The sequence below is a fragment of the Rhodothalassium salexigens DSM 2132 genome, assembly GCF_004341375.1.
In the GTDB taxonomy this organism is placed as follows: Bacteria; Pseudomonadota; Alphaproteobacteria; order Sphingomonadales; family Rhodothalassiaceae; genus Rhodothalassium; species Rhodothalassium salexigens.
On sequence record NZ_SLXO01000002.1, the window covers coordinates 404,254 to 428,266 of the forward strand.

20 protein-coding genes and 1 tRNA gene are annotated in these 24,013 nt (G+C 69.0%); 17 read left to right on the plus strand and 4 right to left on the minus strand.

Annotation, left to right across the window (positions count from 1 at the left end):
- Nucleotides 1-181 precede the first annotated feature (181 nt).
- Nucleotides 182-1,549, minus strand: a complete 1,368-nt coding sequence (locus EV659_RS04200) for an ABC1 kinase family protein (protein WP_132707594.1) — start codon at nucleotides 1,547-1,549, stop codon at nucleotides 182-184.
- Between the two features lie 142 nt (nucleotides 1,550-1,691).
- Here EV659_RS04200 and EV659_RS04205 point away from each other — a divergent pair, with 142 nt between their 5' ends.
- Complete coding sequence (locus EV659_RS04205; protein ID WP_132707595.1) at nucleotides 1,692-3,152, plus strand: sigma-54-dependent transcriptional regulator; 1,461 nt, start codon at nucleotides 1,692-1,694, stop codon at nucleotides 3,150-3,152.
- Between the two features lie 55 nt (nucleotides 3,153-3,207).
- On the opposite strand, the gene EV659_RS04210 is transcribed toward EV659_RS04205, so the two are convergent.
- On the minus strand, nucleotides 3,208-3,507 hold the full coding sequence (locus EV659_RS04210; protein ID WP_200288015.1) for an acylphosphatase: 300 nt from the start codon (nucleotides 3,505-3,507) through the stop codon (nucleotides 3,208-3,210).
- Nucleotides 3,508-3,706: 199 nt separating this feature from the next.
- Between EV659_RS04210 and EV659_RS04215 the strand changes: the two genes are divergently transcribed.
- The 4 genes from EV659_RS04215 to EV659_RS04230 all read left to right on the plus strand — a co-directional run bounded on the left by EV659_RS04215 (nucleotide 3,707) and on the right by EV659_RS04230 (nucleotide 8,046).
- Nucleotides 3,707-4,996 (plus strand): MFS transporter, encoded by a 1,290-nt coding sequence (locus EV659_RS04215; protein ID WP_132707597.1) that lies wholly within the window; start codon nucleotides 3,707-3,709, stop codon nucleotides 4,994-4,996.
- A 78-nt stretch (nucleotides 4,997-5,074) separates the two neighbouring features.
- A tRNA-Pro gene (locus EV659_RS04220) sits at nucleotides 5,075-5,151 on the plus strand.
- Between the two features lie 421 nt (nucleotides 5,152-5,572).
- Complete coding sequence (locus EV659_RS04225) at nucleotides 5,573-7,195, plus strand: flavin monoamine oxidase family protein (RefSeq protein WP_274600066.1); 1,623 nt, start codon at nucleotides 5,573-5,575, stop codon at nucleotides 7,193-7,195.
- Between the two features lie 113 nt (nucleotides 7,196-7,308).
- Complete coding sequence (locus EV659_RS04230) at nucleotides 7,309-8,046, plus strand: c-type cytochrome (RefSeq protein ID WP_165878717.1); 738 nt, start codon at nucleotides 7,309-7,311, stop codon at nucleotides 8,044-8,046.
- Between the two features lie 109 nt (nucleotides 8,047-8,155).
- Here EV659_RS04230 and EV659_RS04235 read toward each other — a convergent pair whose 3' ends face one another.
- Nucleotides 8,156-8,698 carry a RidA family protein gene (locus EV659_RS04235; protein WP_200287869.1) on the minus strand — a complete coding sequence of 181 codons (543 nt, stop codon included), beginning with the start codon at nucleotides 8,696-8,698 and terminating at the stop codon, nucleotides 8,156-8,158.
- Nucleotides 8,699-8,845: 147 nt separating this feature from the next.
- Nucleotides 8,846-11,461 carry a TonB-dependent receptor plug domain-containing protein gene (locus tag EV659_RS04240; protein ID WP_132707599.1) on the minus strand — a complete coding sequence of 872 codons (2,616 nt, stop codon included), beginning with the start codon at nucleotides 11,459-11,461 and terminating at the stop codon, nucleotides 8,846-8,848.
- Between the two features lie 539 nt (nucleotides 11,462-12,000).
- On the opposite strand from EV659_RS04240, the gene EV659_RS04245 reads away from it, so the two are divergent.
- From EV659_RS04245 to EV659_RS04300, 12 genes are all read left to right on the plus strand, one after another.
- Complete coding sequence (locus EV659_RS04245) at nucleotides 12,001-13,413, plus strand: tetratricopeptide repeat-containing sulfotransferase family protein (protein ID WP_165878718.1); 1,413 nt, start codon at nucleotides 12,001-12,003, stop codon at nucleotides 13,411-13,413.
- Nucleotides 13,410-13,898, plus strand: a complete 489-nt coding sequence (locus tag EV659_RS04250; protein WP_132707601.1) for an ATP-dependent zinc protease family protein — start codon at nucleotides 13,410-13,412, stop codon at nucleotides 13,896-13,898. Before EV659_RS04245 ends, EV659_RS04250 begins: the two co-directional genes overlap by 4 nt.
- A complete protein-coding gene (rimK, locus tag EV659_RS04255; protein WP_132707602.1) occupies nucleotides 13,895-14,803 on the plus strand; it encodes a 30S ribosomal protein S6--L-glutamate ligase in 909 nt (302 codons plus the stop codon). Before EV659_RS04250 ends, rimK begins: the two co-directional genes overlap by 4 nt.
- Nucleotides 14,803-15,855, plus strand: a complete 1,053-nt coding sequence (locus EV659_RS04260; RefSeq protein WP_132707603.1) for a succinylglutamate desuccinylase/aspartoacylase family protein — start codon at nucleotides 14,803-14,805, stop codon at nucleotides 15,853-15,855. Before rimK ends, EV659_RS04260 begins: the two co-directional genes overlap by 1 nt.
- A 115-nt stretch (nucleotides 15,856-15,970) precedes the next feature.
- The gene (locus EV659_RS04265) at nucleotides 15,971-16,942 is read left to right on the plus strand and encodes an MBL fold metallo-hydrolase (protein WP_132707604.1); all 972 of its coding nucleotides are present in this window, start codon (nucleotides 15,971-15,973) and stop codon (nucleotides 16,940-16,942) included.
- Between the two features lie 378 nt (nucleotides 16,943-17,320).
- Nucleotides 17,321-17,704: a hypothetical protein gene (locus tag EV659_RS04270; protein ID WP_132707605.1), complete on the plus strand. Its 384-nt coding sequence runs from the start codon at nucleotides 17,321-17,323 to the stop codon at nucleotides 17,702-17,704.
- A 371-nt stretch (nucleotides 17,705-18,075) separates the two neighbouring features.
- Nucleotides 18,076-19,134 (plus strand): quinolinate synthase NadA, encoded by a 1,059-nt coding sequence (nadA, locus tag EV659_RS04275; RefSeq protein ID WP_132707606.1) that lies wholly within the window; start codon nucleotides 18,076-18,078, stop codon nucleotides 19,132-19,134.
- A 220-nt stretch (nucleotides 19,135-19,354) separates the two neighbouring features.
- A complete protein-coding gene (gene thiE, locus EV659_RS04280; protein WP_132707607.1) occupies nucleotides 19,355-20,005 on the plus strand; it encodes a thiamine phosphate synthase in 651 nt (216 codons plus the stop codon).
- Complete coding sequence (locus tag EV659_RS04285) at nucleotides 20,002-20,631, plus strand: GNAT family N-acetyltransferase (RefSeq protein WP_132707608.1); 630 nt, start codon at nucleotides 20,002-20,004, stop codon at nucleotides 20,629-20,631. The genes thiE and EV659_RS04285 overlap by 4 nt, the downstream gene beginning before the upstream one ends.
- Before the next feature lie 149 nt (nucleotides 20,632-20,780).
- The gene (gene efp / locus EV659_RS04290; RefSeq protein WP_132707609.1) at nucleotides 20,781-21,347 is read left to right on the plus strand and encodes an elongation factor P; all 567 of its coding nucleotides are present in this window, start codon (nucleotides 20,781-20,783) and stop codon (nucleotides 21,345-21,347) included.
- A 98-nt stretch (nucleotides 21,348-21,445) separates the two neighbouring features.
- Complete coding sequence (locus EV659_RS04295; RefSeq protein WP_132707610.1) at nucleotides 21,446-22,270, plus strand: inositol monophosphatase family protein; 825 nt, start codon at nucleotides 21,446-21,448, stop codon at nucleotides 22,268-22,270.
- A 400-nt stretch (nucleotides 22,271-22,670) separates the two neighbouring features.
- Nucleotides 22,671-23,963, plus strand: coding sequence for a prephenate dehydratase domain-containing protein (locus EV659_RS04300; protein WP_200287871.1), 1,293 nt, complete (start codon nucleotides 22,671-22,673; stop codon nucleotides 23,961-23,963).
- Nucleotides 23,964-24,013 lie beyond the last annotated feature (50 nt).

Sequence of the window (24,013 nt, forward strand, 5' to 3'; positions counted from 1 at the left end):
ACACGAACGACGCGGCCGGAAAAAGTCCATGCGCGCGCCCGGCCGCCGATTTTACCGACAAGCGCAAGTCTGGACACCAGACCCGGCAACACACCAGCCGCAAGGCCGGCGCCCAAACCCAGCCAGAACCACAGCCAAAGCCTCTGGCCGGTCCGGCACCGACGGCCGCGCTCAGCCCGGTTCAGCGCCCGTCCACCGTGCCTTCCATGCCGGCCGCCGCCAGCGCCTGGTTCTGACGCGCCGCCAACGCCTCGACGCTGAAATCGCCGACGATGTCGTGGAACAATTGGTGCCAGTTGAGCGTCGCGCCGAGCCGCAGGAACACGCCGCCAAGCCCCAGGGCCGCCCGGTCCATGAACACGAATTCGCGCGGCGGCGTCACCGGCCCCAGTTCCTTGAGCTTCTTGTGCACCTTGGTGGCGGTCTCGGCGCCGTACTGGCCGGGATTGTCGGCCGGGTTGATCAGCCGCGGCTTGTCCTCCATCAGCGGCGAATAGAGGAACGACGCCCAGATGTTCAGCGTCTCGACGAGTTCGCGCGACAGATTGTGGAAGCCCCACGCCTCATAAGCCGCCACCGCCAACGCCTCGTCGCCGTCGCGCAGCGCCTTGTACAGGTCGATCACGCCGCCGCAGAAACGCGGCGGGAACACCCGCACGCAACCAAAGTCCAGCAGGTTGATCGACAGGTCGTCACGCGCCGCATAGTTGCCCAGATGCGGGTCGCCGTGGATCACGCCATAGCGGTGAAACGGCACGTACCAGGCGCGGAACAGGTTGCGCGCGATGGTGTTGCGGGTTTCCTGGTCGGCGTCGGTGAAGCGCATCAACGGCGTGCCGTCGAGCCATTCCATGGTCAGCAACCGGCCCGCGGACAGATCGGGATAGACCGCCGGCACGTGCACCGTGGGCTCGTCGGCCAGCATATGGCGATACAGCGCGATGTGCCGCGCTTCGAGCGCATAGTCCAGTTCCTCGCGCAGCCGTTCGGCCAGTTCCTCGCGGATCTGGCTGGTGTCCACCGACTTGTCGTAGCGGCGAAACAGGCTCAGCATCCAATCCAGCTGGTTGAGGTCGGCCTCCACCGCTGCGCCCATGTCGGGGTATTGCAGCTTGACCGCCAGCGCGTGGCCCGCGGTATCGGTGGCCTTGTGCACCTGGCCGAGCGACGCCGCCGCCGACGCCTCGCGGTCGAACGAGGCGAACCGGTCGCGCCAGCCCTCGCCCAATTCCGTCCGCATCCGGCGCTTGACGAAGGTCCAGCCCATGGACGGCGCGGCGGCCTGCAACTGGGCCAGCTCCTGGGCATATTCCTTGGGCAGGGCGTCGGGGATGGTGGACAGGATCTGCGCCACCTTCATCACCGGCCCTTTGAGATTGCCGAGCGCCTGGGCCAGTTCCATCGCGTGATCGTCGCGATCGATCTTCATGCCGAACAATCGGTCGCCGGCCAGCCGCGCCGCCAGCCCGCCCACGGAGCCGCCGACCCGCGCATAGCGGCGCACCCGGCCGCCCAAATTGTTTCGGTCGTCATACGCCTTATCAGACATCAATCACTCCTTACCCGAACGACAATACGACCGGTCGCGGCGCTTGGTTCCATGGCTTTTCCGATTTCTTCACTCTTTTATGTTGTGCCATTATGGTACGATAGTCACAGAACGCGATACGCGACGAACCATCTCAGGCACCATGACACATATATTGGTGGTCGACGACGAACCGACACAGCGGCTGTTGTTGCAGGCGGTGCTGGAACGGGCGGGTTTCACGGTCGAAACGGCGAGCAGTGGCGACGCGGCGATCGCGCGCCTGACCGGCACCGGCGCCGGCCGGATCGACTGCGTGTTCCTGGACCTGTCCATGCCGGGCACCGACGGCCTGGCGGTTATCCGCGCGGTGCGGCCCAAAGCCCCCGATCTGTCGATCGTGGTGCTGACCGCCCATGGCGGCGTCAACACCGCGGTCGAAGCCATGCGCGCCGGCGCCAGCGACTTTCTGGTCAAGCCGGCGGCCGAAGACCGCATCGTCGAGGCGGCCAAGGCGGCGGGCGGGGCGGCGGCGGCGTTTGACGCGCCGTTCGAACCTCTGGCCGGCGAGCCCGACAGCGACTTCACCGCCATCGTCGGCCAAAGCCCGGCGATCCGCCAGTCGATGCGCCTGGCGCGCAAGGCGGCGTCGGTGTCGCTGCCGGTGTTGATCGACGGCGAGAGCGGCGTCGGCAAGGAATTGTTCGCCAAGGCGATCCACTCGGTGTCCGAACGCGCCCAGCGCCCGTTCATCGCGGTCAATTGCGGCGCGATCCCCGAACGATTGGTCGAGAGCATCCTGTTCGGCCATGAACGCGGCGCCTTCACCGGCGCCACCGACCGCCACACCGGTAAGTTTCAAGAGGCCGACAGCGGTACCCTGTTCCTGGATGAAGTGGGCGAACTGCCACCGGATATCCAGGTCAAATTGCTGCGTGCGTTGCAGGAGCGCGAGGTCGAACCGGTCGGCGCACGACGCCCGATCAAGGTCGATATCCGGCTGATCTCGGCGACCAACCGATCGCTTGAGGCGATGGTGGCGGACGGGCGGTTTCGCGAAGACCTGTATTACCGGCTCAACGTCTTTCCGCTGACCCTGCCGCCGTTGCGCGAGCGAACCGGCGACATTCCATCCCTGGTCGAAGATTGTATCGCCCGGGTCTGCCGAAGCGAAAACATGGCGACCAAACGGGTGTCGGCGGATGCCATGGCGCTGATGGAAGCCTATCACTGGCCCGGCAATGTGCGCCAATTGCAGAATACCATCTACCGCGCCGTGGTGCTGTGCGAGGGCGACACGCTGCGCATCGACGACTTTCCGCATCTGGCGCATACGGCCGGCGCCGCGGTCGACCTGGGGAACACCACCGACCGGGCCGCGTGGCCGGTGGCGACCAGCCCGGCACCCGCCACCGACCCGGCCGCCAACGGCGCCGCGACCGATGTGCACCTGGTCCGCGGCGACGGCCATGTGCGGCCGCTGGCCGATATCGAAGCGGATGTGATCCGCTGCGCCCTCGACCTTTATGACGGCCGCATGACCGAGGTAGCGCGTCGGCTCGGCATCGGCCGGTCGACCCTGTACCGCAAGCTCCAGGACCTGGACGCGACGGGCGACGGCTGAACGGCCAACGCCGCGGCGGCACCGTGTTCCTGCAGGCGGCCCAGGCGCTTAGCGGTCAGACCGTCGGCTTGACGTCGAACCGGTCGGGGACGATGCCCTGGGCGCCCTCGACGGTCACGGCCTCCACCCGGGCCGCCGGCGGCCCCTGGCGGCACAGGTCGATGAACCGGTCGATGGTGCCGGCCGCCGCCTTGGCCAGCACCTCGACACTGCCATCCTCGCGGTTGCGCACCCAGCCCGTCACGCCCAGGTCGCCGGCCTGGCCCTGCGCCCAGGCACGAAAGCCGACGCCTTGTACCTGGCCGGTGATCTGCAACCGCTTGGCCACGACATCTTGTTGTTGCTGCGCTGTCATCCTGCCTCTCCTGTCGCTCGTCATGCGGGACGAAGGCCCCACGCGGTCTGATTAGGCGCTGGCCCGAGCCGGCTCAAGGCCCAAGCCAGCCGGCGCCCGCCAGGGGCGAAACACCCCTTGACCGACCGGCCCGGTCCGGCTCTTGTCGGCCAGCCCGAACGCCCGTCCGCCCCCCCCCACCCGCCAGCCGGAGACCGTCATGCCCGCCTCGCCCGAGCGCCGCGCGGCCCTGATCGCCGCCATCTGTTTTTCGCTCACCCTGGTCTCGGGCTTCGGCCAGACCTTTTTCATTGCCCTGTTCGGCGACGACATCCGCGCGTGCTTCGACCTCAGCGACGGCGGTTTCGGCATGATCTATTCGGCCGCCACGCTGGCCAGCGGTGTTTTGATGATCTGGGTCGGCGCGGTGGTCGACCGGGTGTCGTTCCGCCGCTACAGCATCGCCGCCGCGCTGATCCTGGCGGTCGCGGCCGCCCTGTTCGCCACCGCAGGCCATGTGCTGGTTCTGGCGCTGGCGATTTTCGGGCTTCGGCTCGGCGGCCAGGGCATGATGAGCCATGCCGCCCAGGTGGGCGTCGCCCGCGCGTTTTCGGGCGCCCGCGGACGCGCCCTCGGGCTCGCCAATCTGGGTCACCCGGCGGGCGAAGCGGCCTTCCCCGCCATCGCCGTGGCGCTGGTGGCGGTGACCGGCTGGCAAAACCTGTGGCTCGGCATCGCCGTGACCGCCCTGGCGGTGGCCTTGGTCTATGCCCGCATGGTGCCCGCCGGCCTGCGCGACCACCACACCGAGGCGATGCCCCCATCGGCCGCTGGCCCGGCTTCGTCCGCCGACGATCCGTCGAAGCAACCGGCGCAAACGCCGGACGCAGGCCGCGCCCAGGCCCGTGCGCTGGCCCGCGACTGGAGCCGCGGCGAGGTGCTGCGCGACCGGCGCTTCTACCTGCTGCTGCCGGCGCTCATGGGGCCGGGCTTCGTGTCCACCGGCATCTTCTTTCACCAATTGCCGCTGATCCAGGAAAAGGGCTGGCCGCTCAGCCTCTACGCCTCGGCGTTCGTGGCCTTCGCCATTGGCGTATCGGTGTCGATGATCGGCTCGGGCGCGCTGGTGGATCGCTTCGGCGCGCGCGTTATGATGCGCGGCTATCTGCTGCCATGGGCCGCCGCCTGCCTGATGATTGCGTTTCTTGACGCCCGGTGGAGTGCCTTTGCCTTCATGGCCCTGGCCGGGATCAGCCAGGGGGCGGCGGCCACCACGGTCACCGCCATGTGGGCCGAGACCTACGGTGTCACCCATCTGGGCAGCATCCGCGCCATGGCGACCGCGATCATGGTGGTCTCGACCGCCATCGCGCCCGGCCTGCTGGGCACCCTGCTCGACGCCGGCGTGGGCTTCGCGGCCATCGCCACCGGCTGCGCCCTCTATCTGGCGGCGGCCTCGGTGCTCGCCGGACTGGCCTTGGCCCGGGCGCGCGGCTCGGTCCAAGCCTAGCACCGGGCCAAAATCTGCCGCGACCCGACAATCTGCCCTTGCACCGCCCGAACACCCCCGCTATAAGCCCGCTGCGCACGGGGAGTAGCTCAGCCTGGTAGAGCACTGTCTTCGGGAGGCAGGGGCCGGAGGTTCGAATCCTCTCTCCCCGACCAGCCAAACCAAAGGGTTAGGCCGGTCCGTGCGCGGGCGACGCCGGGCATCAAGCCCCCCCTATTCGGGCGTCGCAGCCACTTTCCCCTAGTTCGCGTTCAAGCCGATCGGTCGACAGGCGGTCCGCCCCAAGGGTCGCCGCCACTGCCGGTCCGCCACGCTTGGCGACCGCGCATGCCCGCCAATGCCTCCATAGGCACCCCACTCCGCATAATCATGCCCCCGACCCCCAATGGGCGTCATTTTTTGTCACAGCCATTGCAGTGACGATTACTTTCCGCCTAAACTCGAACCGGAAAAAATAAGCGCGCAGGGCATCCGCGGGAGGGCGGAGAGCACCAAAAAGCGCGCCATGTCGCCAATCCTTTGGGGAACCGAACGCGCGGCCGCTTGAACGGTCGCCGAAACCAGGGAGAGGGGGACATGCGTTTATCATCGACACCAGGGGCCGGCCGCCCGGCCGCCCTGACCCGCCGGGCCGTGCTTGCCCGCATCGGCGCCGCCGGCGGGTCGGCGGCGGTGTTTCACGCCGCCACCGCCATGGGGCTGCTGGCCGCGCCGGCCCTGGCACGTCCGTTCGCCATGCCGCCGGCGCCGGCCAACCGCCGGCCCAAGGTGGCGATCCTGGGCGCCGGCATCGGCGGGCTGTGCGCGGCCTATGAGCTCGAACGCGCGGGCTATGCGGTCGAGGTCTTGGAAGCGTCGCACCGGATCGGCGGCCGCAACTTCACGGTGCGCCACGGCACCGTCATCGACGAACTGGGCAACCGCCAGGTCTGCGCCTTCGACGACGCGCCGCATCTTTACTTCAACGCCGGGCCGGCGCGGATCCCGGGCGCCCACCGCCGCCTGCTGCACTATTGCCGCACGCTTGGGGTGGCGCTCGAACCGTTCATCAATGTGAACTACAACGCCCTGGTCCAGGACAGCGCGCTCAACGGCGGCCGGCCGGTGATGCAGCGCGAATTCATCGCCGACGCGCGCGGCTTCATGGCCGAATTGATGGCCAAGGCGATCGAGCCCGCGCGCATCGACACACCGCTGACCGAGGCCGACCTGGAGCGTCTGCACGCCTATCTGCGCCGCTATGGCGACCTGGACGAGGCGCTGCACTATCGCGGCAGCGACCGCGCCGGCTATGCGCGCGGCGGTATGCTGGCGCCCGGCGTCAAGAAGGACACGCTCGACTTTCGCGACCTGCTGCAATCGCAATTCTCCTTTTTCGGCATGGTATTTTCACAAGGCGAGTTTCAGGCGCCGTCGCTGATGCAGCCGGTGGGCGGCATGGACCGGATCGTCACCGCCTTCGTCCGGGCGATCCGCACGCCGATCCGGACCCGCGCCATCGTCCAGGCGATCCACAACACCGCCCAAGGCGTCGAGATCCGGGTCTCGGAGCCCGATGGCGACCGGCTGGTCAGCGCCGACTATTGCCTGAACGCCATCCCCGGCCACCTGGTCCAGGGACTCGACACCAATTTCGACGCCGCCTATCGCGCCGATATCGCGCGCATCACGCGCGGCAAGCTGTCCAAGATCGGGCTCCAGATGCGCACCCGCTTCTGGGAGGACGAGGGCATCTATGGCGGCATCTCGTGGACCAACGACGATGTCTTGCAGATTTGGTACCCAAGCCACGGCGCCCATGAACAAAAGGGCATCCTGCTCGGCGCCTATATCTTCTTCGACGAAGTCAATGCGCGCGTCGCCCGGATGAGCCAGGCCGAGCGGCTGGAGATGGCGCTGGCCGCCGGCGAAAAGCTGCACCCCGGCCAGTATCGCCGCAACGTCGAAACCGGCGTGACCATCTGCTGGCATCGCATGAACCATCTGCTGGGCTGCGCCGGCGGCGTCCGCGACGACCAGGCGGCGCTTGAGCGGCTGTACCAGCCCCATGGCCGCCACTATCTGATCGGCGACCAGGTGAGCCTGCACCCCGGCTGGCAGGAAGGCGCGCTGGCGTCGACCCAGCAGGCGCTCAACCACATCGCCGAACGCGAGGCCCAAACCGGCGGCCTGGTTCATGTGGGGAGGGCCCGGCCATGACCCGACCGACCCCGACCGCCGCCCGCTCCGCACAGGCGGCCCGCCCGGCCCAGGCCGCCCGCCAGCACCCGGCAGGCGAGCAACCAACAAGCGCTCGGCCGGTCCGCCGGCGCATGGCCTGGGCACTGGCCTGCGCCGGCATGGCATCGGCAGCGCTGATCCTCGGCGGCCAAGGGCCCAGCGCACGCCCTGCCCTGCTGGCCAATAGCGCCGCCAATACCGCCCCCAATACGGCCCTCAATACCGCCGACGACAGCGCCTTCGTGGCCGACGACTATCGGTATTGCACCACCTGTCACGGTGCCGGCGCGCGCGGCAATCCAGCGACCCGAGCGCCACGGCTGGCCGGCCTGTCGCGTTGGTACGTGGAACGCCAGATCGTCGCCTTTCAGGCCGGCTGGCGCGGCGCTCGAACCAGCGACCATCCGGGCACCGCCCTGGACGACGACCCGGGCGGCTTGGAGATGGCGTCGGTGGCCACCATGCTGGCCGACGACGAGGCGATATCGGCGGCGGCGGCGCTGGTGACCGGGATGTCGGCACCGCCGGCAGCGCCGACCCTCGACGGCGGCGACCCGGTGCGCGGCGCCGCCCTCTACGACCCCTGCGTCGCCTGTCACGGGCCCGATGGCGCGGGCGTGCGCGAGGTGGGCGGGCCCGCGCTGGCCGGTCAGAACGACTGGTATCTCAAACGGCAGATGGAACTGTTCCGCGATGGCCTGCGCGGCGCCCATGACGCCGACACCGCCGGGCGGACCATGGCGCCGTTCGCCGCCCCGTTCAGCGACGACGACGCCCTCGCCGACCTGATCGCCTATATCAACACGCTCAGCGCCGCCGCCACCCCTTGAGCCACGGCCGAGCGGTCATACAAGCGCCCGCGAGAGGCTGGCTCTCGCGGGCGGTGCGCAGTCGGCCGCCCTCCGGTGCGGGCGGCGCGGCGGTTCGACCGGGCAAGGCTCAGTCGGCGTCGTCCCCGGCACCGGCGGCGGGCCGGGCGGCGACCACGTCGATCTCCACCAGCCAAGCCGGACGCGCCAGGCCGGCCACCTGCATGGCGGTGCGCGCAGGCAGGTTGGGCTGGTCTTCGGTGCCGAAAAAGCGCGTGTAGCCGCGCATGAAGCCGGCGAAGTCCATACGTCCGCCGGTGGTGTCGGTACCGACCAGATAGGCGCGCATCATCACCACATCACCCATGTCCAATTCCAGGCGGCGCAGGCGCGACTGGATCTCGGCCAGCACGCTGATCGTCTGCACCTCGGTATCGCCCCAGGTGGCGGGGTCGGCCGGGTCGCCGCCTTCGACCGCCGGGCGCGGCACCGCGCCGCTGACGAACACCAGATCGGTGCCCGCCTTGACCTCCACCGATTGGGCGATGGGAAAATCGGACCCGGGGATCTTGTGGCGGGTCACGCCTTGGGCGGTCGCAGCACCGCCGGCCAGCAAGGTCAGAGCGAGGGCCGCGACCAGGCGCCGGGCCGTCATGCGCTTGCATTGGGTCATGTGAGTTGCCTCCCTGAAATGCGCCACCGTGTGGCGCCGGCTGATCTCGTTGTCGTTGGTGCAAGCGGGCGAGGACAGAGGCCCCGCCCGCCTGGCTTGCGTGCGTCGCTGGTATCGGGCGCGTGCGGCCCGGATCAGTTTAGAACCTTAGAACATGTATTCCATGCGGAAATAATAGAAGCCGCCCTGCCAATCGACGATCGAGTCCGAGCGATAGATACGCCCGCAACAGGTCTCGCCCACCGCATCGGAGCCCGGGTCGGGATAGGTGTCGAACAGGTTACGCGCCCCGGCGGCCAGCCGCAGACGCTCGGTCACCGCATAGCTGGCTTCGAAGTCGAACAGCACCTCAGCACCGAATTTTTGGACCGCCGCCAGGGTGTCGGGCGTGTCGCCCACTTGCGACTGTTCGTAGCCCGAGAACAGGCTGGCACGCGCCAGGAACCGCCAATCGCCGAGTGTGTGGGTGACGTTGATGACGCTGCGCCAATCGGGCAGGCCGTTTTCGAAATCGAACCGGCCCTCGGCATCGAACAGATCGGGCTGCAACAGGCGATCGATCTGGAAGTCGTTATAGTTGAAGCTGGCAGTGACCTGCGTGTCGCCATAGGCGCCCCAGCTTTGGTCATAGGTCAACACCACATCGACGCCTTGGGTGATCGAATCGAACGCGTTGGTGAAGAACTGCACCTGGCCGATGGTCAGCGCACCGGGGACGTTGTTGGCAACCAATTCGGCGCGGATCTCGTCGGTGATGGTGATCGGCGAGGCGGCGAAGAACTGGTCGTCGATGGCGATGCGGTAATAGTCCACCGACAGGTCGAGCGACCGAAACAGGCGGGCTGTGAAGCCGGCCGAGATTTGGAAGCTCTTTTCCGGGTCGAGCGGCTCGGCGCCCAGAAACTGCGACACCGGATTGGTGGCCGGGAACAGGCCGGACGCGATCGGCTCGCCGGTCGGGCCGACCCGGGTCGACACATTGGTGGTGAACAACTGCCCCGGCGTCGGCGCGCGAAAGCCGGTACCCACCGACCCGCGCAGGGCGATGCCGTCGGTGACCTCGAAGCGCGAGGTGATCTTGTAGACCGCCTCGGAGCCGAAGTCGGAGAAATCCTCCCAGCGAAACGCCGCCCCGACCAGCCAGCGCGCCAGCGGATTGACCTCGCCCTCGATGAAGAAGCCATAGGAATCGCGGTCATTGTCGCTGCTGAATTCCGGCGAATAGCCGGGAAAGCCGTTGGCGCCCACAGGCAGCACCGAATAGACCGGGTCCGACGGGTCGGCACAGTCGAGCCCGTCGATGCCGAGCCCGGCCGAACTGGGCGTGCCGTCGGCATTGCAGAAGTTGAACGGGTCGGGCTGGCTGAACGGCCCGGCCTCGAACGACGACACCGATCCCGGCTGGATCTCGTAGCTCTCCAGGCGATAATTGCCGCCCACATTGACGAACAGGGGGCCGGCCAGCCCGATATCGAACTCGCCGGTGAAGGCGCCGTTGACGCCGCTTTCGGCGGACACCAGGTTGCCCGGCGAAAATTCGGTCGGCGAGGCCGGGCCGAGCGACGGGTTGACCGTGTTGTTGATCTGGTAGGCGATACGGTTTTCGCCGTGGCGCCCGGTGATGTCGTAGCTCAGCCAATCGGTCAGCGTGCCGCGCACGCCGCCGGTCACGCTGAAGTCCTGCACCCGGCCCATGAAGGTGGGCGTGAAACCGGCCGGAAACCGCTGGATAAAGCTATAGGGCTCGCCGTCCTCCAGGCGCACCTCGGGGCCGAGCACCGGGTTACCGGGGAAGCGATAGAAGAACGCCCCGGCCGATTTGCTCTTGGAATAATTGCCGAACAGATAAAGCTCCAGGGCGTCGGAAACGGTGAAACCGGCATTGACGAAGCTGCGCAGCGCCTCGGCACCCGGCTGGCCCCAGGGCTGGACCACGTCCTTGTCGTCGAACGCGTGCACCTCGCGCAGATTGATCGCAAAGGCGCTGTCGGGCCCGGCTTCGGCCAGGAAATCGGCAACGCTGAACGAGCCCGAGACATATTGCTGGCTGCGGCTGGTCGCCTCGGAGGTCACCGCCTCGACCGACACATTCACGAAGCCGCGGTCGCCCAATGGCAGACCCAGATTGGCCGCACCGCGCAATTGGCCGCCGTCGCCGGCGTAGAATTGCCCGGCCTGGGCGGTGACCATGCCGCCTTCGGCATTGTCACGCAGGATGAAGTTGAGCACCCCAGCGATGGCGTCGGAGCCGTATTGCGCCGAGGCACCGTCGCGCAACACCTCCACATTCTTAAGCGCGATCGCCGGGATGGTGGCGATATCGGGGCCCTGGGTGCCGCTGCCGCCGATGGTCACCAGCGCCGCGCGGTGCCGGCGCTTGGAGTTGATCAGCACCAGCGTCTTGTCCGACGGTAGACCGCGCAGCGTCGCCTGACGCACGAAGGTGGCGCCGTCAGAGATCGGTGCTCGGTCCACATTGAACGACGGCACCAGGGTTTGCAGGATATTGGTGGTGTCCGCGAACGAAATGTCTTGAATGTCCTGGGCCGAAAACACGTCGATGGGCACCGGGCTTTCGAGCACCGATCGCGGCTGACTGGCGCTGCCGGTGATCACCAATTCCTCGACCGTCATGCCATTGTCGGCGACCGTCGCCGGCGGTGCCCGGTCTTCCCCCGCCGACCCGCTTTGCCCCCATGCCGCCGCAGTAACACAAGCACCGCCGCCCAGCACGACCACGAATACTCTCAACATATAAACCATGAGACGTTTCCCCTTTATCGTAGGATAGAAACACCTCCCCACAGGACCGAAGCGAAGACCGGTCTCGTTCTGATTGCCTCTCCGCCGGATCGCCCGCGAACCCACCTCAGGGCCGCTTCGCCCAAAGTCTTCCGGTTGACGACGCCCCCTTGCTCCCTCCACGCAAAGTTGCTCACACTGCCGCCATCTAGACCGGGAAATCTAAACTAATGCTCTAGATCGAAATTTTAGTGCACACTTCATTGTGCGGCGCAAGATTTTTGTCACCCATCCTGCATCCGTTCGCGGGCGTGTCGCCCGCTCTTGGACCGCGGCGATGCCGGCCCCGTCTAGCACGAGACGCGCAAGCGCCAGGGCCTCACAGGCCGGCGGTGGCCGCTCCGCCGCCCTGGCTCACACCCGTTTTACGCGATCTGTGCCAGCGATCCTCACCGGACCGACCGATTCGGCCGATTCGACCGACGGCCGCGCGCCGGGGCATGACAACCGGCCCCGGGGCGCCTAAACTGGCCGAAGGTGTAACGGGCCACGGAGTGTCGATGACCGCCCAAGTCGCCAAATCCGGCCCGGCCCCGACGACGGCGACCGATGCCAGCGCCCGCCACGCGCAAGCGGTAGCCCATCACAAGGCGGGCCGCCGCGTCGAAGCGGCACGGATCTATGACGCGATGGTCGCCGACGATCCGGGCGACCCGCGCGGCTGGTTCGGGCTTGGCGTGGTGGCGGCGCAGGATGGGCGGCCGGCCGACGCCATCGTCCATTTCGAACGCGCCATCGCCGCCGGTGGACTGCGCGCCGAACACCATCACAATCTGGCCGGCTGCAAGACCGCGCTTGGCCGTCTGGCCGAGGCCGAGACCCATTATCGCGAGGCCCTGCGCCTCAACCCCGGCTATTGCGAGGCGTATTTCAACTATGCCCAAAGCCGGGCGTTCAGCACCGATGGCAGCCCCTGGGCCGAAGCGGTCGAAACCCGGCTGAAGACGCCGGGCCTGGCGCGCACCGACCGGCGCTTCTTGCACTTCGCGGCGGGCAAGTTCTGGCATGACGCGGGCGCGCCCGACCGCGCCTGGCCGCACTATCAGGCCGGCAACGCGCTCCACGACGGCGGCTTCGATCGCGACGCCTGGACCCAGCAGGGCGAACGCACCCTCGCCGCCATCGACCGGGCCTTGCTCAGCCGCCTGGCCGGCCACGGCCATGACGATGCCGGCCTGGTGTTCGTGGTCGGCATGCCGCGCTCGGGCACCAGCCTGATCGAACAGATGCTCGCCTCGCACCGCCGCGTGACCGGGCTCGGCGAGCGCGCCGACATCCACGCCATCGCCGAAGCCCTAGCGCAGCGCACCGGACGCCCGCACCCCGACTATGTGGCGCAGCTGACGCCGGCACTGGCCAAGGGCTTCGGCGCCGCCTATGCGCGCACGCTGCGCGCCGCCGCCCCCGACGCGCCGGTGATCGTCGACAAACACCCGCTCAACTTTCGCCATGTGGGGCTGATCCGCGCGCTCCTGCCCCGGGCGCGCATCGTCTGGGCGCGGCGCGACCCGCTCGACACCTGCCTGTCCTGTTTTCAGCAGAATTTCCGGTCGGGCCAGGACTACAGCTTCGACCTGGACGACCTGGCGCTGGTCTATGCCTGGCACGAGCGCCTGATGCGCCACTGGACATCGGTCGCCGGGCCCGTCCACCGGGTCGACTATGACCAACTGGTGGCCGACCCCGAGGCCACCGCCCGCGCGCTCGCCGGCTTCATCGGCGTCAATTGGGACCCGCAGATGCTCGCCTTCCACACCACCGACCGCGCCGTCCACACCGCCAGCCGCTGGCAGGTGCGCCAGCCGCTCTACACCAGTTCAGCGGGCCGCGCGCGGCGCTATGCCCGCCATCTGGGCCCGCTGGTCGACGCCCTCACCCGGCACGGCGTCGCCGTCAAGGTGCCGGCGCCATGATCACCGTCGGCTGGCGCGAATGGGTCGCCCTGCCCGGGCTCGGCGTCGACGCCATCAAGGCCAAGGTGGACACCGGCGCGCGCACCTCGGCGCTGCACGCCTTCGACATCCGCGAGGAAACCCGCGACGGCCAACCCTGGCTGCGCTTCGTGGTTCACCCGGTCCAGCGTCACGCCCAGCCCAGCCTGATCTGCACCGCACCGCTCGCCGACCGCCGGCCGGTGCGCTCGTCCAACGGCGCGGTGGATGAGCGCCCGGTGATCCGCACGCCGCTGATCCTCGACGGCCGCACATGGATGATCGAGTTGACCTTGACCAACCGCGATGAGATGGGATTTCGGTTGTTGTTGGGGCGCCGGGCGCTGCGCCGACGCTGCCTGGTGGACCCGGGCCGATCCTATCTGGCCAGCTCGGCGTCAGGCCCGCGCCCGCGATCGTCCCAAGGCCCTGTCCCCGCCCCGCCGGACCATGGAGCGCGCCGTTGAAGATCGCCCTGCTCGCCCGGAATGCCGAGCTCTATTCGCACCGCCGCCTGGTCGAGGCGGCCGAGGCCCGTGGCCACGAGGTCGATGTGATCGACACCCTGCGGGTCAATATCAACATCGCCTCGCACCGGCCCGAGATGCGCTACAAGGGCCGCAAGCTCGAAGGCTATGAGGCGGTGATCCCGCGCATCGGCGCGTCGATCACCTTCTTCGGCACCGCGGTGCTGCGCCAGTTCGAGATGCGCGGCGTCTATCCGTTGAACGAATCGGTGGCGATCTCGCGTTCGCGCGACAAGCTGCGCTCGCTGCAATTGCTGGCGCGCAAGGGCATCGGCCTGCCGGTGACCGTGTTCGCCGCCCACTCCACCGGCCGCGCCGACGAATTGCTCGACATGGTCGGCGGCCCGCCGGTGGTCATCAAGCTGTTGGAGGGCACCCAGGGCATCGGCGTCGTCCTGGCCGACACCCGCAACGCCGCCAAGTCGATGATCGAGGCGTTCGGCGGGCTGAAGGCGAACATCCTGGTCCAGGAGTTCATCAAGGAAGCCAATGCCGAGGACATCCGCTGTCTGGTGGTCGGCGACAAGGTGGTCGCCTCGATGATGCGCCGTGGCGGCGACGACGATTTCCGCTCCAACCTGCACCGCGGCGGCACCGCGCTGAAGGTCAAGATCACGCCCGAAGAACGCTCGACCGCGGTGCGCGCCGCCCGCGCCATGGGGCTCAACGTGGCCGGCGTCGACATGCTGCGCGCCAACCACGGCCCGGTGGTCATGGAGGTCAATTCCTCGCCCGGGCTTGAAGGCGTCGAGCGGGCCACCGGCATCGACGTGGCCGACCGGATCATCGCGTTCATGGAAAAGGATGCGCGGCCGAGCCGGGTGCGCACCCGTGGGCGCGGCTGATGCCGGACCGTCAAGCGCCGTTCGAGATCGCCGGCGAGACCGTGCCCGCCGGCACGCGCCGGGCGCTGACGCTCGACCTGCCGGGGCAGTCCGCCTACACGCCGCTGTCCATGCCCATCTATGTGGTCCACGGCCGGACCGCCGGACCGACGCTGTTCCTGTCGGCGGCGATCCATGGCGACGAGATCACCGGCATCGACGTGATCCGCCGGGTGTTGCGCACCAAGGCGCTGGCGCGGATGCGCGGCACCTTGATCTGTGCGCCGATCGTCAATGTGTTCGGCTATTCCAACCACACCCGCTATCTGCCCGACCGGCGCGACCTCAACCGCTCGTTCCCAGGCTCGGCCACCGGCTCGCTGGCGGCGCGCGTGGCCCATGTGTTCATCACCGAGGTGGTGCGCCGGGCCAGCCACGGCATCGACCTGCATTCGGGCGCCAACAACCGCACCAACCTGCCCCATATCCGCGCCGACCTGGACGACCCCGAGACCGAGCGCCTGGCACGCGCCTTCGGCACGCCGATCGCCATCAACGCCAATCTGCGCGACGGCTCGCTGCGCCAGGCGGCGCGCGACCTGGGCGTGCCGATCCTGCTCTACGAGGCGGGCGAGGCGCTGCGTTTCGACCCGCTGGCGAGCCGCGCCGGCGTGCGCGGGGTTCTGGGCGTCATGCGCGCGCTCGCCATGCTGCCGCCGGAGAAGAAGCGCAAGACGCCCGAGGTGATCGAGGCGGTGGCCTCGGCCTGGGTGCGCGCGCCCTGTTCGGGGCTGCTGCACTCGTCGGTCGCCCTCGGTGCGCGGGTCGAGAAAGGCGGCGCGCTCGGCCTGGTCGGCGACGCCTTCGGCGAGGCAGACACCACCGTGACCTCGCCCTATACCGGCATCGTCGTCGGCCGCACCAACCTGCCGGTGGTCAATGAAGGCGACGCGCTCTACCACATCGCCCGGTTCAACGATTCCGCCGGCGTCGAAAGCGCGCTCGAAACCTGGCAGCAGGACCATATCGAGGGCCTGACGCTCGCCGACTATGTGGAACCCGACCTTAACTGACCGGCCCGGCCGCCCAGACCGGCCCGGACCACCGCGCCCGTCCCGCGTCCGTTTCGCCCCCGGGCGCCCGAAACCGCCGCTTGAGCCCCGGGCGGACGCGGAGTACCGTGTGTTCATGACCGCAACATCGCCTTCGCTGCCGCCCGACGGCGCGCCGACCCCGGCGCCCACGCCCCTGCCCGTGCTCGACGACCCGGCCCCGCCTTATGAGGTCGCCCAGGTCATTGCCCCCGGCATCCGGCGGATCGTGGCGCGCAATCCCGGCCCGTTCACCTATACCGGCACCAGCACCTATCTGGTCGGCCAGGGCACCGTCGCGGTGATCGACCCCGGCCCCGACCGCCCGGGCCATATCGCGCGCATCCAGGCCGCCCTCGCCCCGGGCGAGCGGATCACCCACATCCTGGTCACCCATACCCACGAAGACCATTCGCCCGCCGCCCGGCCGCTGGCCGCCGCCACCGGCGCGCGCGTCTATGGCTATGGTCCGCACGGCTCGGGCCGCCACGGTGGTGTCGATCCGAGCCAGGCGTTCGAGGCCGCCGACTGGGCGTTCGAGCCCGACGTGCGACTAGACCAGGGGGCTGCCGTGGACGTGGGCCGGCGCCGGCTGGTCGCCCACCACACCCCCGGCCATTGTTCGAATCACCTGTGTTTCGCCGACCCCAGTTGCGGCGCGGTGTTCACCGGCGACCTGGTGATGAGTTGGTCGAGCAGCATCGTCAGCCCGCCCGACGGCGACATGGCCGCCTATATGCAAAGCCTGCACAAGGTGAAGGCGCTGTCGGCCAAGCGGCTCTACCCCACCCACGGGGTGCCGATCGACGCGCCGCAAGCCTTCCTCGACGCCCTGATCGCGCACCGAAAAGACCGTGAGGCCAAGGTGTTAGCCGCTGTGACCGCGGGCGCCGAGACGCTCGACGCCCTGGTCCCCCAGGTCTATCGCGACGTGCCGCCGGCGATGCACCCGGCCGCCGCCCGGTCGCTTCTGGCGCACCTGATCAAGCTGGTCGACGAGCGCCGCTTGGTCGCCGACCCCGCCCCGGTCGCCGATGCTCGTTTCTTTCCCCCGAACGCAAGCTGTTGACATATCCTAACATAAGGGTGACATTCTCGGCCACGCGCTGAAGGGGAGCGCGTTTCGCACACAGGATCACCCATCATGGTATGCACCGGCGCCGCATGCGGCCCCGACGCTCGACACGGCACCCTGACCGCCCGCATGGCTTGTGCGGCGGTGATCGTGGCCGGTCTTGGCGGCCTTTGGTCGCCGGCGGCGCGGGCTCAACAGCCGGCACCCTGGCCGAGCCCGCCCCACACCGCAACAGCGCCGACGGCAGCGGCGCAGACGGCAACGGCCGGACCGCCGCCGGCGCCCGCCCAAGCGGCACCTGCAGCACAACCCGCGCGTCCATGGCTCGACGCCCGACGGGCGCGCTACGCCCTGGCAACGCCGGATCGCTCGGTGGAAAGCAAGGAAGAACAGGCGTGGAGCGCGCTCGGCCTGCACCAGCGCTACCGGTTCGACCTGGACAAGATGGGCCTCGAACTGGAAGAGGCCAAGCTGCAGACCCTGGGCCGCTTCACCGGCCAGCCGCTGATCGGCGGCTTGCGCACCGACCGCGGCACCGACCCGCGCGCCATCGCCGGCAGTTCGGCCATGCTGTGGGCCGGCGACGCCTGGCAAATGGCCGCCGACGCCCCCGATGGCGTGGGCCTGCGGGTCGCCAACGATGTGCCGCTCGGCCGCGGCGTGTCGCTGCGTCCGCGCCTCGACATGATGGTCGGCAGCTATGGCCAGATGGTCGGCGGCATGGGCGGCGGCGTCTCCCTGCACCTGGATTTCTGAGCGCCGCATCGCGCCGCCCAGGGGTCGCACCGCGCCACCGTCATCGGCGGGCTGGCGCCAACGATCAGCGGCGGCCACTCCGTCTCCCCCCGGTTCTGCACAGGCGCCGCACCCGGGTGCCCAAGCCGAACCGTTTCGCCGTCTTGACGCGCCGCGCCATTGGCCCGATGGTGGCCGGTGAGCGTTCTGACGGGCAACGGCCCGAGGGACCGGCCCATACAATCCCTTGATTTGATCTTTGCGGCCAATACCCCATATGGGGGAAAGACGGATGGTTGCGCCGCCCGACGCACAGCCTGCCCGAGGCCTGGACGCCAGGGCCGTGGCGACCGGACGCCGGCCAACCGTCCCATCAGCAGGAGTAGGGTTCCATGACACAGGCGACACGCGCCCCCGGTGCGCTCGGCTTGGATCATTTCACACCGTCGCCCACGCCGGCGATCGCGCCGGGCACCGATGTGCGCGCCGAGATCGCGCGCCTGCGCCGCGAGCGCAACGCGGTCATTCTGGCGCACTACTATCAGGACGGCGAAATCCAGGACCTGGCCGACTTTGTCGGCGACAGCCTGGACCTGAGCCGCAAGGCGGCCGCCACCGAGGCCGACGTGATCGTGTTCTGCGGCGTGCGCTTCATGGCCGAGGTGGCCAAGATCCTGAGCCCGGAAAAGACCGTGGTGCTGCCCGACATGAAGGCCGGGTGCAGCCTGGAAGACAGCTGCCCGCCCGACGCCTTCGCGCGCTTCCGCGCCGCGCACCCCGACCATATCTCGCTCACCTACATCAATTGCTCGGCGGCGGTGAAGGCGCACAGCGACATCATCGTCACCTCGTCCAATGCCGAACACATCATCCGACAGATCCCCGCGGACCAGCCGATCCTGTTCGCCCCGGATCGCCACCTTGGCGCCTATCTGTCGGCCAAGACCGGCCGCGACATGCTGTTGTGGGAGGGCACCTGCATCGTCCACGAGCGGTTCAGCGAGAAGGAGTTGATCCGCCTGAAGACCGAGCACCCGGATGCCCCGGTGGCCGCACACCCCGAATGCCCGGGCCACATCCTCGACCATGCCGACCATGTGGGCTCGACCAGCTCGATCCTGGCCTTCGCCGGCCGCACCGACGCCGCGACCATCCTGGTGGCCACCGAACCGCACATCATCCACCAGATGGAAAAGGCCAACCCGGACAAGACGTTCATCGGCGTGCCCGGGGCCGACGGCAATTGTAACTGCAACGACTGCCCGTTCATGGCCATGAACACGGTCGACAAGCTCTACACCTGCCTGCGCGATCTCGACCCGCAGATCCAGGTCGACGCCGACACCCGCGCGGCGGCGCTCAAGCCGCTCGACCGGATGCTGGCGATGAGCCCCAAGGCCGCCCCCGCCACCGACGTCAGCCGCATCGGCGAGGTCCGCCAAAGCGCCTGACGCGCGCCCGAAAAGCCCATGAAGAGCGCCCGATGCCCCCAGAGCCATGGGCACCCGGAGCCATGGGCGCCCGGCCACCGGGTGAGGACGGCCGACGAGCCCCTCCCTCGGCGCGCCTTATGCCCCCACATCGCCGCCCCGACAGCACCCGGCTTTCGGGCGCGGCCGGCGGCCATTCCCCGCTTGCGCCCGGCCTGCGGGATCAGTATGGACACTGCCCATGACCGACGAGCCCGTAACCGCCTCCTGCGGCCTCTATCTGTTGACGCCGCCGCGTATCGACCTGGCTGCCTTCCTGCCCCGCTTCGAGGCGGCGTTCGAGGGCGGGCCGGTGGCGGCGGTGCAGTTGCGCCTGAAAGACGCCACCGACGCCGAGGTGCTGGCGGCGGCCGAACGGCTCATGCCCATCGCCCACGCCCATGACGCGGCGTTCATCGTCAACGACCGCCCCGACCTGGCCAAGCTGGCCGGCGCCGACGGCGTGCACCTGGGCGAGGACGACATGGACGTGGCGTCGGCGCGCGAGATCCTGGGCTATGACAAGGATATCGGCATCAGCTGCTATGCCTCGAAGGACCGCGCGTTCGAGGCCGGCGACGCCGGCGCCGATTATGTCGCCTTCGGCGCCTTCTTCCCCACAGAGACCAAAGACCCCAAGGCGCGCGCCGTGCCCGACATCCTGACCGACTGGACGATGATCTCGGAACTGCCGTGCGTCGCCATCGGCGGCATCACCGCGGACAATTGCGGCGTGTTGGTCGAGGCCGGCGCCGACCTGCTGGCGGTGTCGAGCTATGTCTGGACGCTGCCCGACGGCCCGGCCTCGGCGGTGCACCTGCTCACCCACGCCATCGAGGCAGCGAGCGAATGAGCGCGGCAGCGCCCACGCCCGGGGCCGACGACGCCAACCCAGCCGCCGGCATCGACCCCCAAACCGGGCACCAAACGAGCCCCGGCGCACCCCCCGCCGCCGCGCCCGACGCCGGGTCTTGCGGCCCCGTCGAGGTGGTGCGGCTGGGCGTCGACGACGTGGCGGTGTTCCGCGCCTTGCGCCTGGCCGCCATGACCCGCTCGCCCGACGCCTTCAACTCCACCTATGGCGAAGAACTGGCCAAACCCGACGCCTGGTATGCCGAGCGCCTGGCCGAAGACGGCGTGTTCGCCGCCGGCGGCCGCACGCAGCCGCAGGGCATGGTCGGCGTGCGCCGCTACCCGACCGCCAAGGCCCGCCACAAGGCGTGGCTCTACGGCCTGTTCGTCGCCCCCGAGGCGCGCGGTCGCGGCGTCGGCCAGGCGCTGGTGCAGGCCGCGCTGAGCCATGCGGCCGGCGAGGTCGACGTGGAACTGGTGCTGTTGACCGTGGTGACCGGCAACGCGCCGGCGATCGCGCTTTATGAGCGCATGGGCTTTGAAGCCTATGGCGTTGAGCCGCGCGCCATGAAGACCCCCGACGGCACCTATTATGACGACCTGCTGATGGCCCGCCCGGTCCCCTGACCCCCTGCGGCGCCCGGCCGCCGCCACGCCATTGCCGTGGGCGGGGGAAGCTGCTATAGGCGCCCGCGAACGTGGCGGCCCGGCCCGGTGTGCAACGACCACCGGCCTTCCGCCCTTGCGGCTTCGCAAAACGCGGTCAAGAGGACCCCATGAAAATCGACGGCAACGAAATCCGCCCCGGCAATGTGATCGAGCACAAGGGCGGCCTGTGGCGCGCCACCAAGATCCAACACACCCAGCCCGGCAAGGGCGGCGCCTATCTTCAGGTCGAATTGAAGAACCTGATCGACAACACCAAGCTCAACGAGCGCTTTCGCAGTTCGGAGAAGGTGGAGCGCGTGCGGCTTGAACAGCGCGACTTCCAGTACCTGTTCGCCGACGACGACACGATCACCTTCATGGACCAGGAAACCTTCGACCAGATCACCGTGCCGCGCGAATTGATGGGCGACGATGCGGTCTATCTGCAAGACGGCATGGGCGTGCAGATCGAATTCCACGAAGACAGGCCGCTTGGCGTCGCCCTGCCCGAGACGGTCGAACTCGACGTCACCGAGACCGAACCCGTGGTCAAGGGCCAGACGGCGACCTCGTCCTACAAGCCGGCGACCACCGACAACGGTATGCGCGTGATGGTGCCGCCGTTCATCAATACCGGCGACCGGATCGTGGTGACCACCGCCGACGGCGCCTATAAGACCCGCGCCGAAAGCTAAGCGGCGCCCGTTTCCGGCCCCACCCCGGGCCGCCCCAACCCGGGCTGCGCCGCGCCGCCGCCCGGGTCTGTCTGTTGCGCGTAACCAGGAGACCGTGAATGTCCAGACGATCCGCCGTCACCAATGTCATGGTGGGTGCCGCCACCAAGGCCGCGCGGGGCCTGCGCCGCGATTTCGGCGAGGTCGAACAGCTTCAGGTCTCGCGCAAAGGGCCGGCCGACTTCGTGTCGACCGCCGACCACCGCACCGAAAAGATCCTCTATGAGGAACTGAGCCGGGCGCGGCCGGACTGGTCGTTTTTGATGGAGGAACGCGGCGCGGTGGACGCAGCCAGCGGGGCGCCGGGCACGCCGCCCGGGCGCTGGATCGTCGACCCGCTCGACGGCACGCTCAATTTCCTCCACGGCCTGCCGCACTTCGCCATTTCGATCGCCGCCGAGGAGCGCGGCCAACTGACCGCCGCGGTGGTCTACGACCCGGTCAAGGACGAGCTGTTCTGGGCCGAGAAGGGCCGCGGCGCTTATGTCAACGACACCCGGCTGCGGGTGTCGTCGCGCTCGGCGCTCGACGACGCGGTGCTCGCCACCGGCATCCCGTTTCGCGGCCGCAAGGGCCACCGGCAATGGCTGGAAGAGGCAGCCCTGCTGATGGGCCAGGTGGCCGGCATCCGCCGCTTCGGCTCGGCCGCCCTCGACCTCGCCTATGTGGCCGCCGGGCGCTATGACGGCTATTGGGAGCGCAACCTCAATCCGTGGGACGTGGCGGCGGGGGTGCTGCTGGTCAAGGAAGCCGGCGGCTTCGTCACCGACGCCGAGGGCCGCGACCGGGCCATGGACGGCGCCAGCGTGGTCTGCGGCACCGAGGGCATCCACCGCGCCCTGCTCAAGACCCTGAAGACCGCCGGCAAGACCGCCAGCGCCTGATCGCAACGGCCGGCCCTGGCCCGGTCGGGAAAGCCGATGGCCCCAGGCCGAACCCGAACCGGACCCGGGCCGGACCCGAGCCGGCCCCAGGCCACACCCGGGCCGGCAACCCGGGCGCCATCCGCCTCCCCCCCGGTCGCGCACGAACGGCCTTGACAGGCACCATGGCCGCACGGCAGCCTTGCCCCATGGACGTGAAGATGACCAGCGCGCGTTTGGGCTTTTTTGCCTTCTTTACCGGCTTTCCCCAGGGAGGGGCCGGATAGGGGCGCTGTGTGCCAAGTCGCAAAACGACCCCGATTTCCGAACCCTCCCGGCCCCGCGCCCGGAGGGTTTTTTGTTGCCTGTGCCGTCCACCACCCCGCATCACCCCATTGTTTCGTCAGCCAGGAGACCCGCCGTGACATCGCCCACCCAAGCGCCGCCGAGCCACCGCGACCCGGCCCCCACCGACGCCACCGGCCAAGGGGCGGACACCGCGCCGGCCGACGACCCGGCCCTGGTCGCCGCGCGCACCCGCATCGCCGAGATCGACCGCACCCTGCTCGACCTCCTCGCCGAGCGCCGCGCCATGAGCCGCCGCATCGCCGAGCACAAGCTGGCCACCGGCACCGCGGTGCGCAACACGCGCGTCGAGCGCGAGGGCCTGGCCGCCCTGATCCGTCGCGGCCGCGAGTTGGGCCTGGAGGCGCCGTTCATCACCCGGCTGTTCCAGACCGTCATCGAGGATTCGGTGCAGCTTCAGACCGCCACCCTGCACGCCGCGCGCAATGCCGAGGCCGGGCGCTCGGAACACCGGGTGGCGGTGCTCGGCGGGCCGGGCTCCTACAGCCACCAGGCGGCCGAGAAATATGTGGCCCGGCGCGGCGGCACGCTGGTGCCGGTGTCGGGACGCAGCTTCGCCGATGTCGCCCGCGCGGTCGGCGACGGTGCCGCCGACTATGCCCTGCTGCCGATCGAGAACACCACCTCGGGCAGCATCAACGAGGTCTACGACCTGCTCTACGACACCGACCTGCACATCATCGGCGAGATCACCCACCGCATCGACCATGCGCTGCTGGCCAAGGACGCCGGCTTGACGCCCGAAGCGATCAGCGTGCTCTACGTCCACCCGCAGGTCTATGCCCAGTGCAGCCACTTCCTGGCCCGCCTGGGTGACGCGCGCATCGTCTATTGCGACAGCACCGCCGACGCCATGGGCCGCGTGGTCCAGGGCGACGACCCGCACGCGGCGGCCATCGGCAGCGGCAATTCGGGCGCGCTCTTCGACCTGCACGCCATCGTCAGCGACCTGGCCAATCAGAAGCAGAACCACACCCGGTTCATCGTCGTCGGGCCCAAGCCGACCCAGGTGCCGGGCCAGGTGGACGCCAAGACCTCGGTGATCTTCGTCACCGGCCAGGAAGCCGGCGCGCTGGTCAACGCGCTCGCCGCCATGCGCGACAACCGTATCAACATGGTCAAGCTGGAATCGCGGCCGATCCCCGGCAAGCCGTGGGCCGAGCGCTTCTATCTGGACGTGGCCGGCAATCTCAACGACCCGCGCCTCGACCGGGCGCTCGACCAGATGCGCAGCCACACCCGGCGCATGAAGGTGCTCGGCTGCTATCCCGCCGACAGCGTGCAGCCGGTGGACATGACGCTGGCCGCCGCCATCGATACCGGGGACGGGGACGCCCACGCCCCTTGAGCGGTTCGCAAGGGCTTGAAGTGGCCGGGACGCTGCCGCTTAATGCCCGG

Bases quoted from the DNA above. Each gene is read 5' to 3' on its own strand.
- EV659_RS04200 (WP_132707594.1), bottom strand. From the start codon at position 1,549: ATGTCTGATAAGGCGTATGACGACCGAAACAATTTGGGCGGCCGGGTG.
- EV659_RS04205 (WP_132707595.1), top strand. From the start codon at position 1,692: ATGACACATATATTGGTGGTCGACGACGAACCGACACAGCGGCTGTTG.
- EV659_RS04210 (WP_200288015.1), bottom strand. From the start codon at position 3,507: ATGACAGCGCAGCAACAACAAGATGTCGTGGCCAAGCGGTTGCAGATC.
- EV659_RS04215 (WP_132707597.1), top strand. From the start codon at position 3,707: ATGCCCGCCTCGCCCGAGCGCCGCGCGGCCCTGATCGCCGCCATCTGT.
- EV659_RS04225 (WP_274600066.1), top strand. From the start codon at position 5,573: ATGCGTTTATCATCGACACCAGGGGCCGGCCGCCCGGCCGCCCTGACC.
- EV659_RS04230 (WP_165878717.1), top strand. From the start codon at position 7,309: ATGGCCTGGGCACTGGCCTGCGCCGGCATGGCATCGGCAGCGCTGATC.
- EV659_RS04235 (WP_200287869.1), bottom strand. From the start codon at position 8,698: ATGACCCAATGCAAGCGCATGACGGCCCGGCGCCTGGTCGCGGCCCTC.
- EV659_RS04240 (WP_132707599.1), bottom strand. From the start codon at position 11,461: ATGGTTTATATGTTGAGAGTATTCGTGGTCGTGCTGGGCGGCGGTGCT.
- EV659_RS04245 (WP_165878718.1), top strand. From the start codon at position 12,001: ATGACCGCCCAAGTCGCCAAATCCGGCCCGGCCCCGACGACGGCGACC.
- EV659_RS04250 (WP_132707601.1), top strand. From the start codon at position 13,410: ATGATCACCGTCGGCTGGCGCGAATGGGTCGCCCTGCCCGGGCTCGGC.
- EV659_RS04260 (WP_132707603.1), top strand. From the start codon at position 14,803: ATGCCGGACCGTCAAGCGCCGTTCGAGATCGCCGGCGAGACCGTGCCC.
- EV659_RS04265 (WP_132707604.1), top strand. From the start codon at position 15,971: ATGACCGCAACATCGCCTTCGCTGCCGCCCGACGGCGCGCCGACCCCG.
- nadA (WP_132707606.1), top strand. From the start codon at position 18,076: ATGACACAGGCGACACGCGCCCCCGGTGCGCTCGGCTTGGATCATTTC.
- thiE (WP_132707607.1), top strand. From the start codon at position 19,355: ATGACCGACGAGCCCGTAACCGCCTCCTGCGGCCTCTATCTGTTGACG.
- EV659_RS04285 (WP_132707608.1), top strand. From the start codon at position 20,002: ATGAGCGCGGCAGCGCCCACGCCCGGGGCCGACGACGCCAACCCAGCC.
- efp (WP_132707609.1), top strand. From the start codon at position 20,781: ATGAAAATCGACGGCAACGAAATCCGCCCCGGCAATGTGATCGAGCAC.
- EV659_RS04295 (WP_132707610.1), top strand. From the start codon at position 21,446: ATGTCCAGACGATCCGCCGTCACCAATGTCATGGTGGGTGCCGCCACC.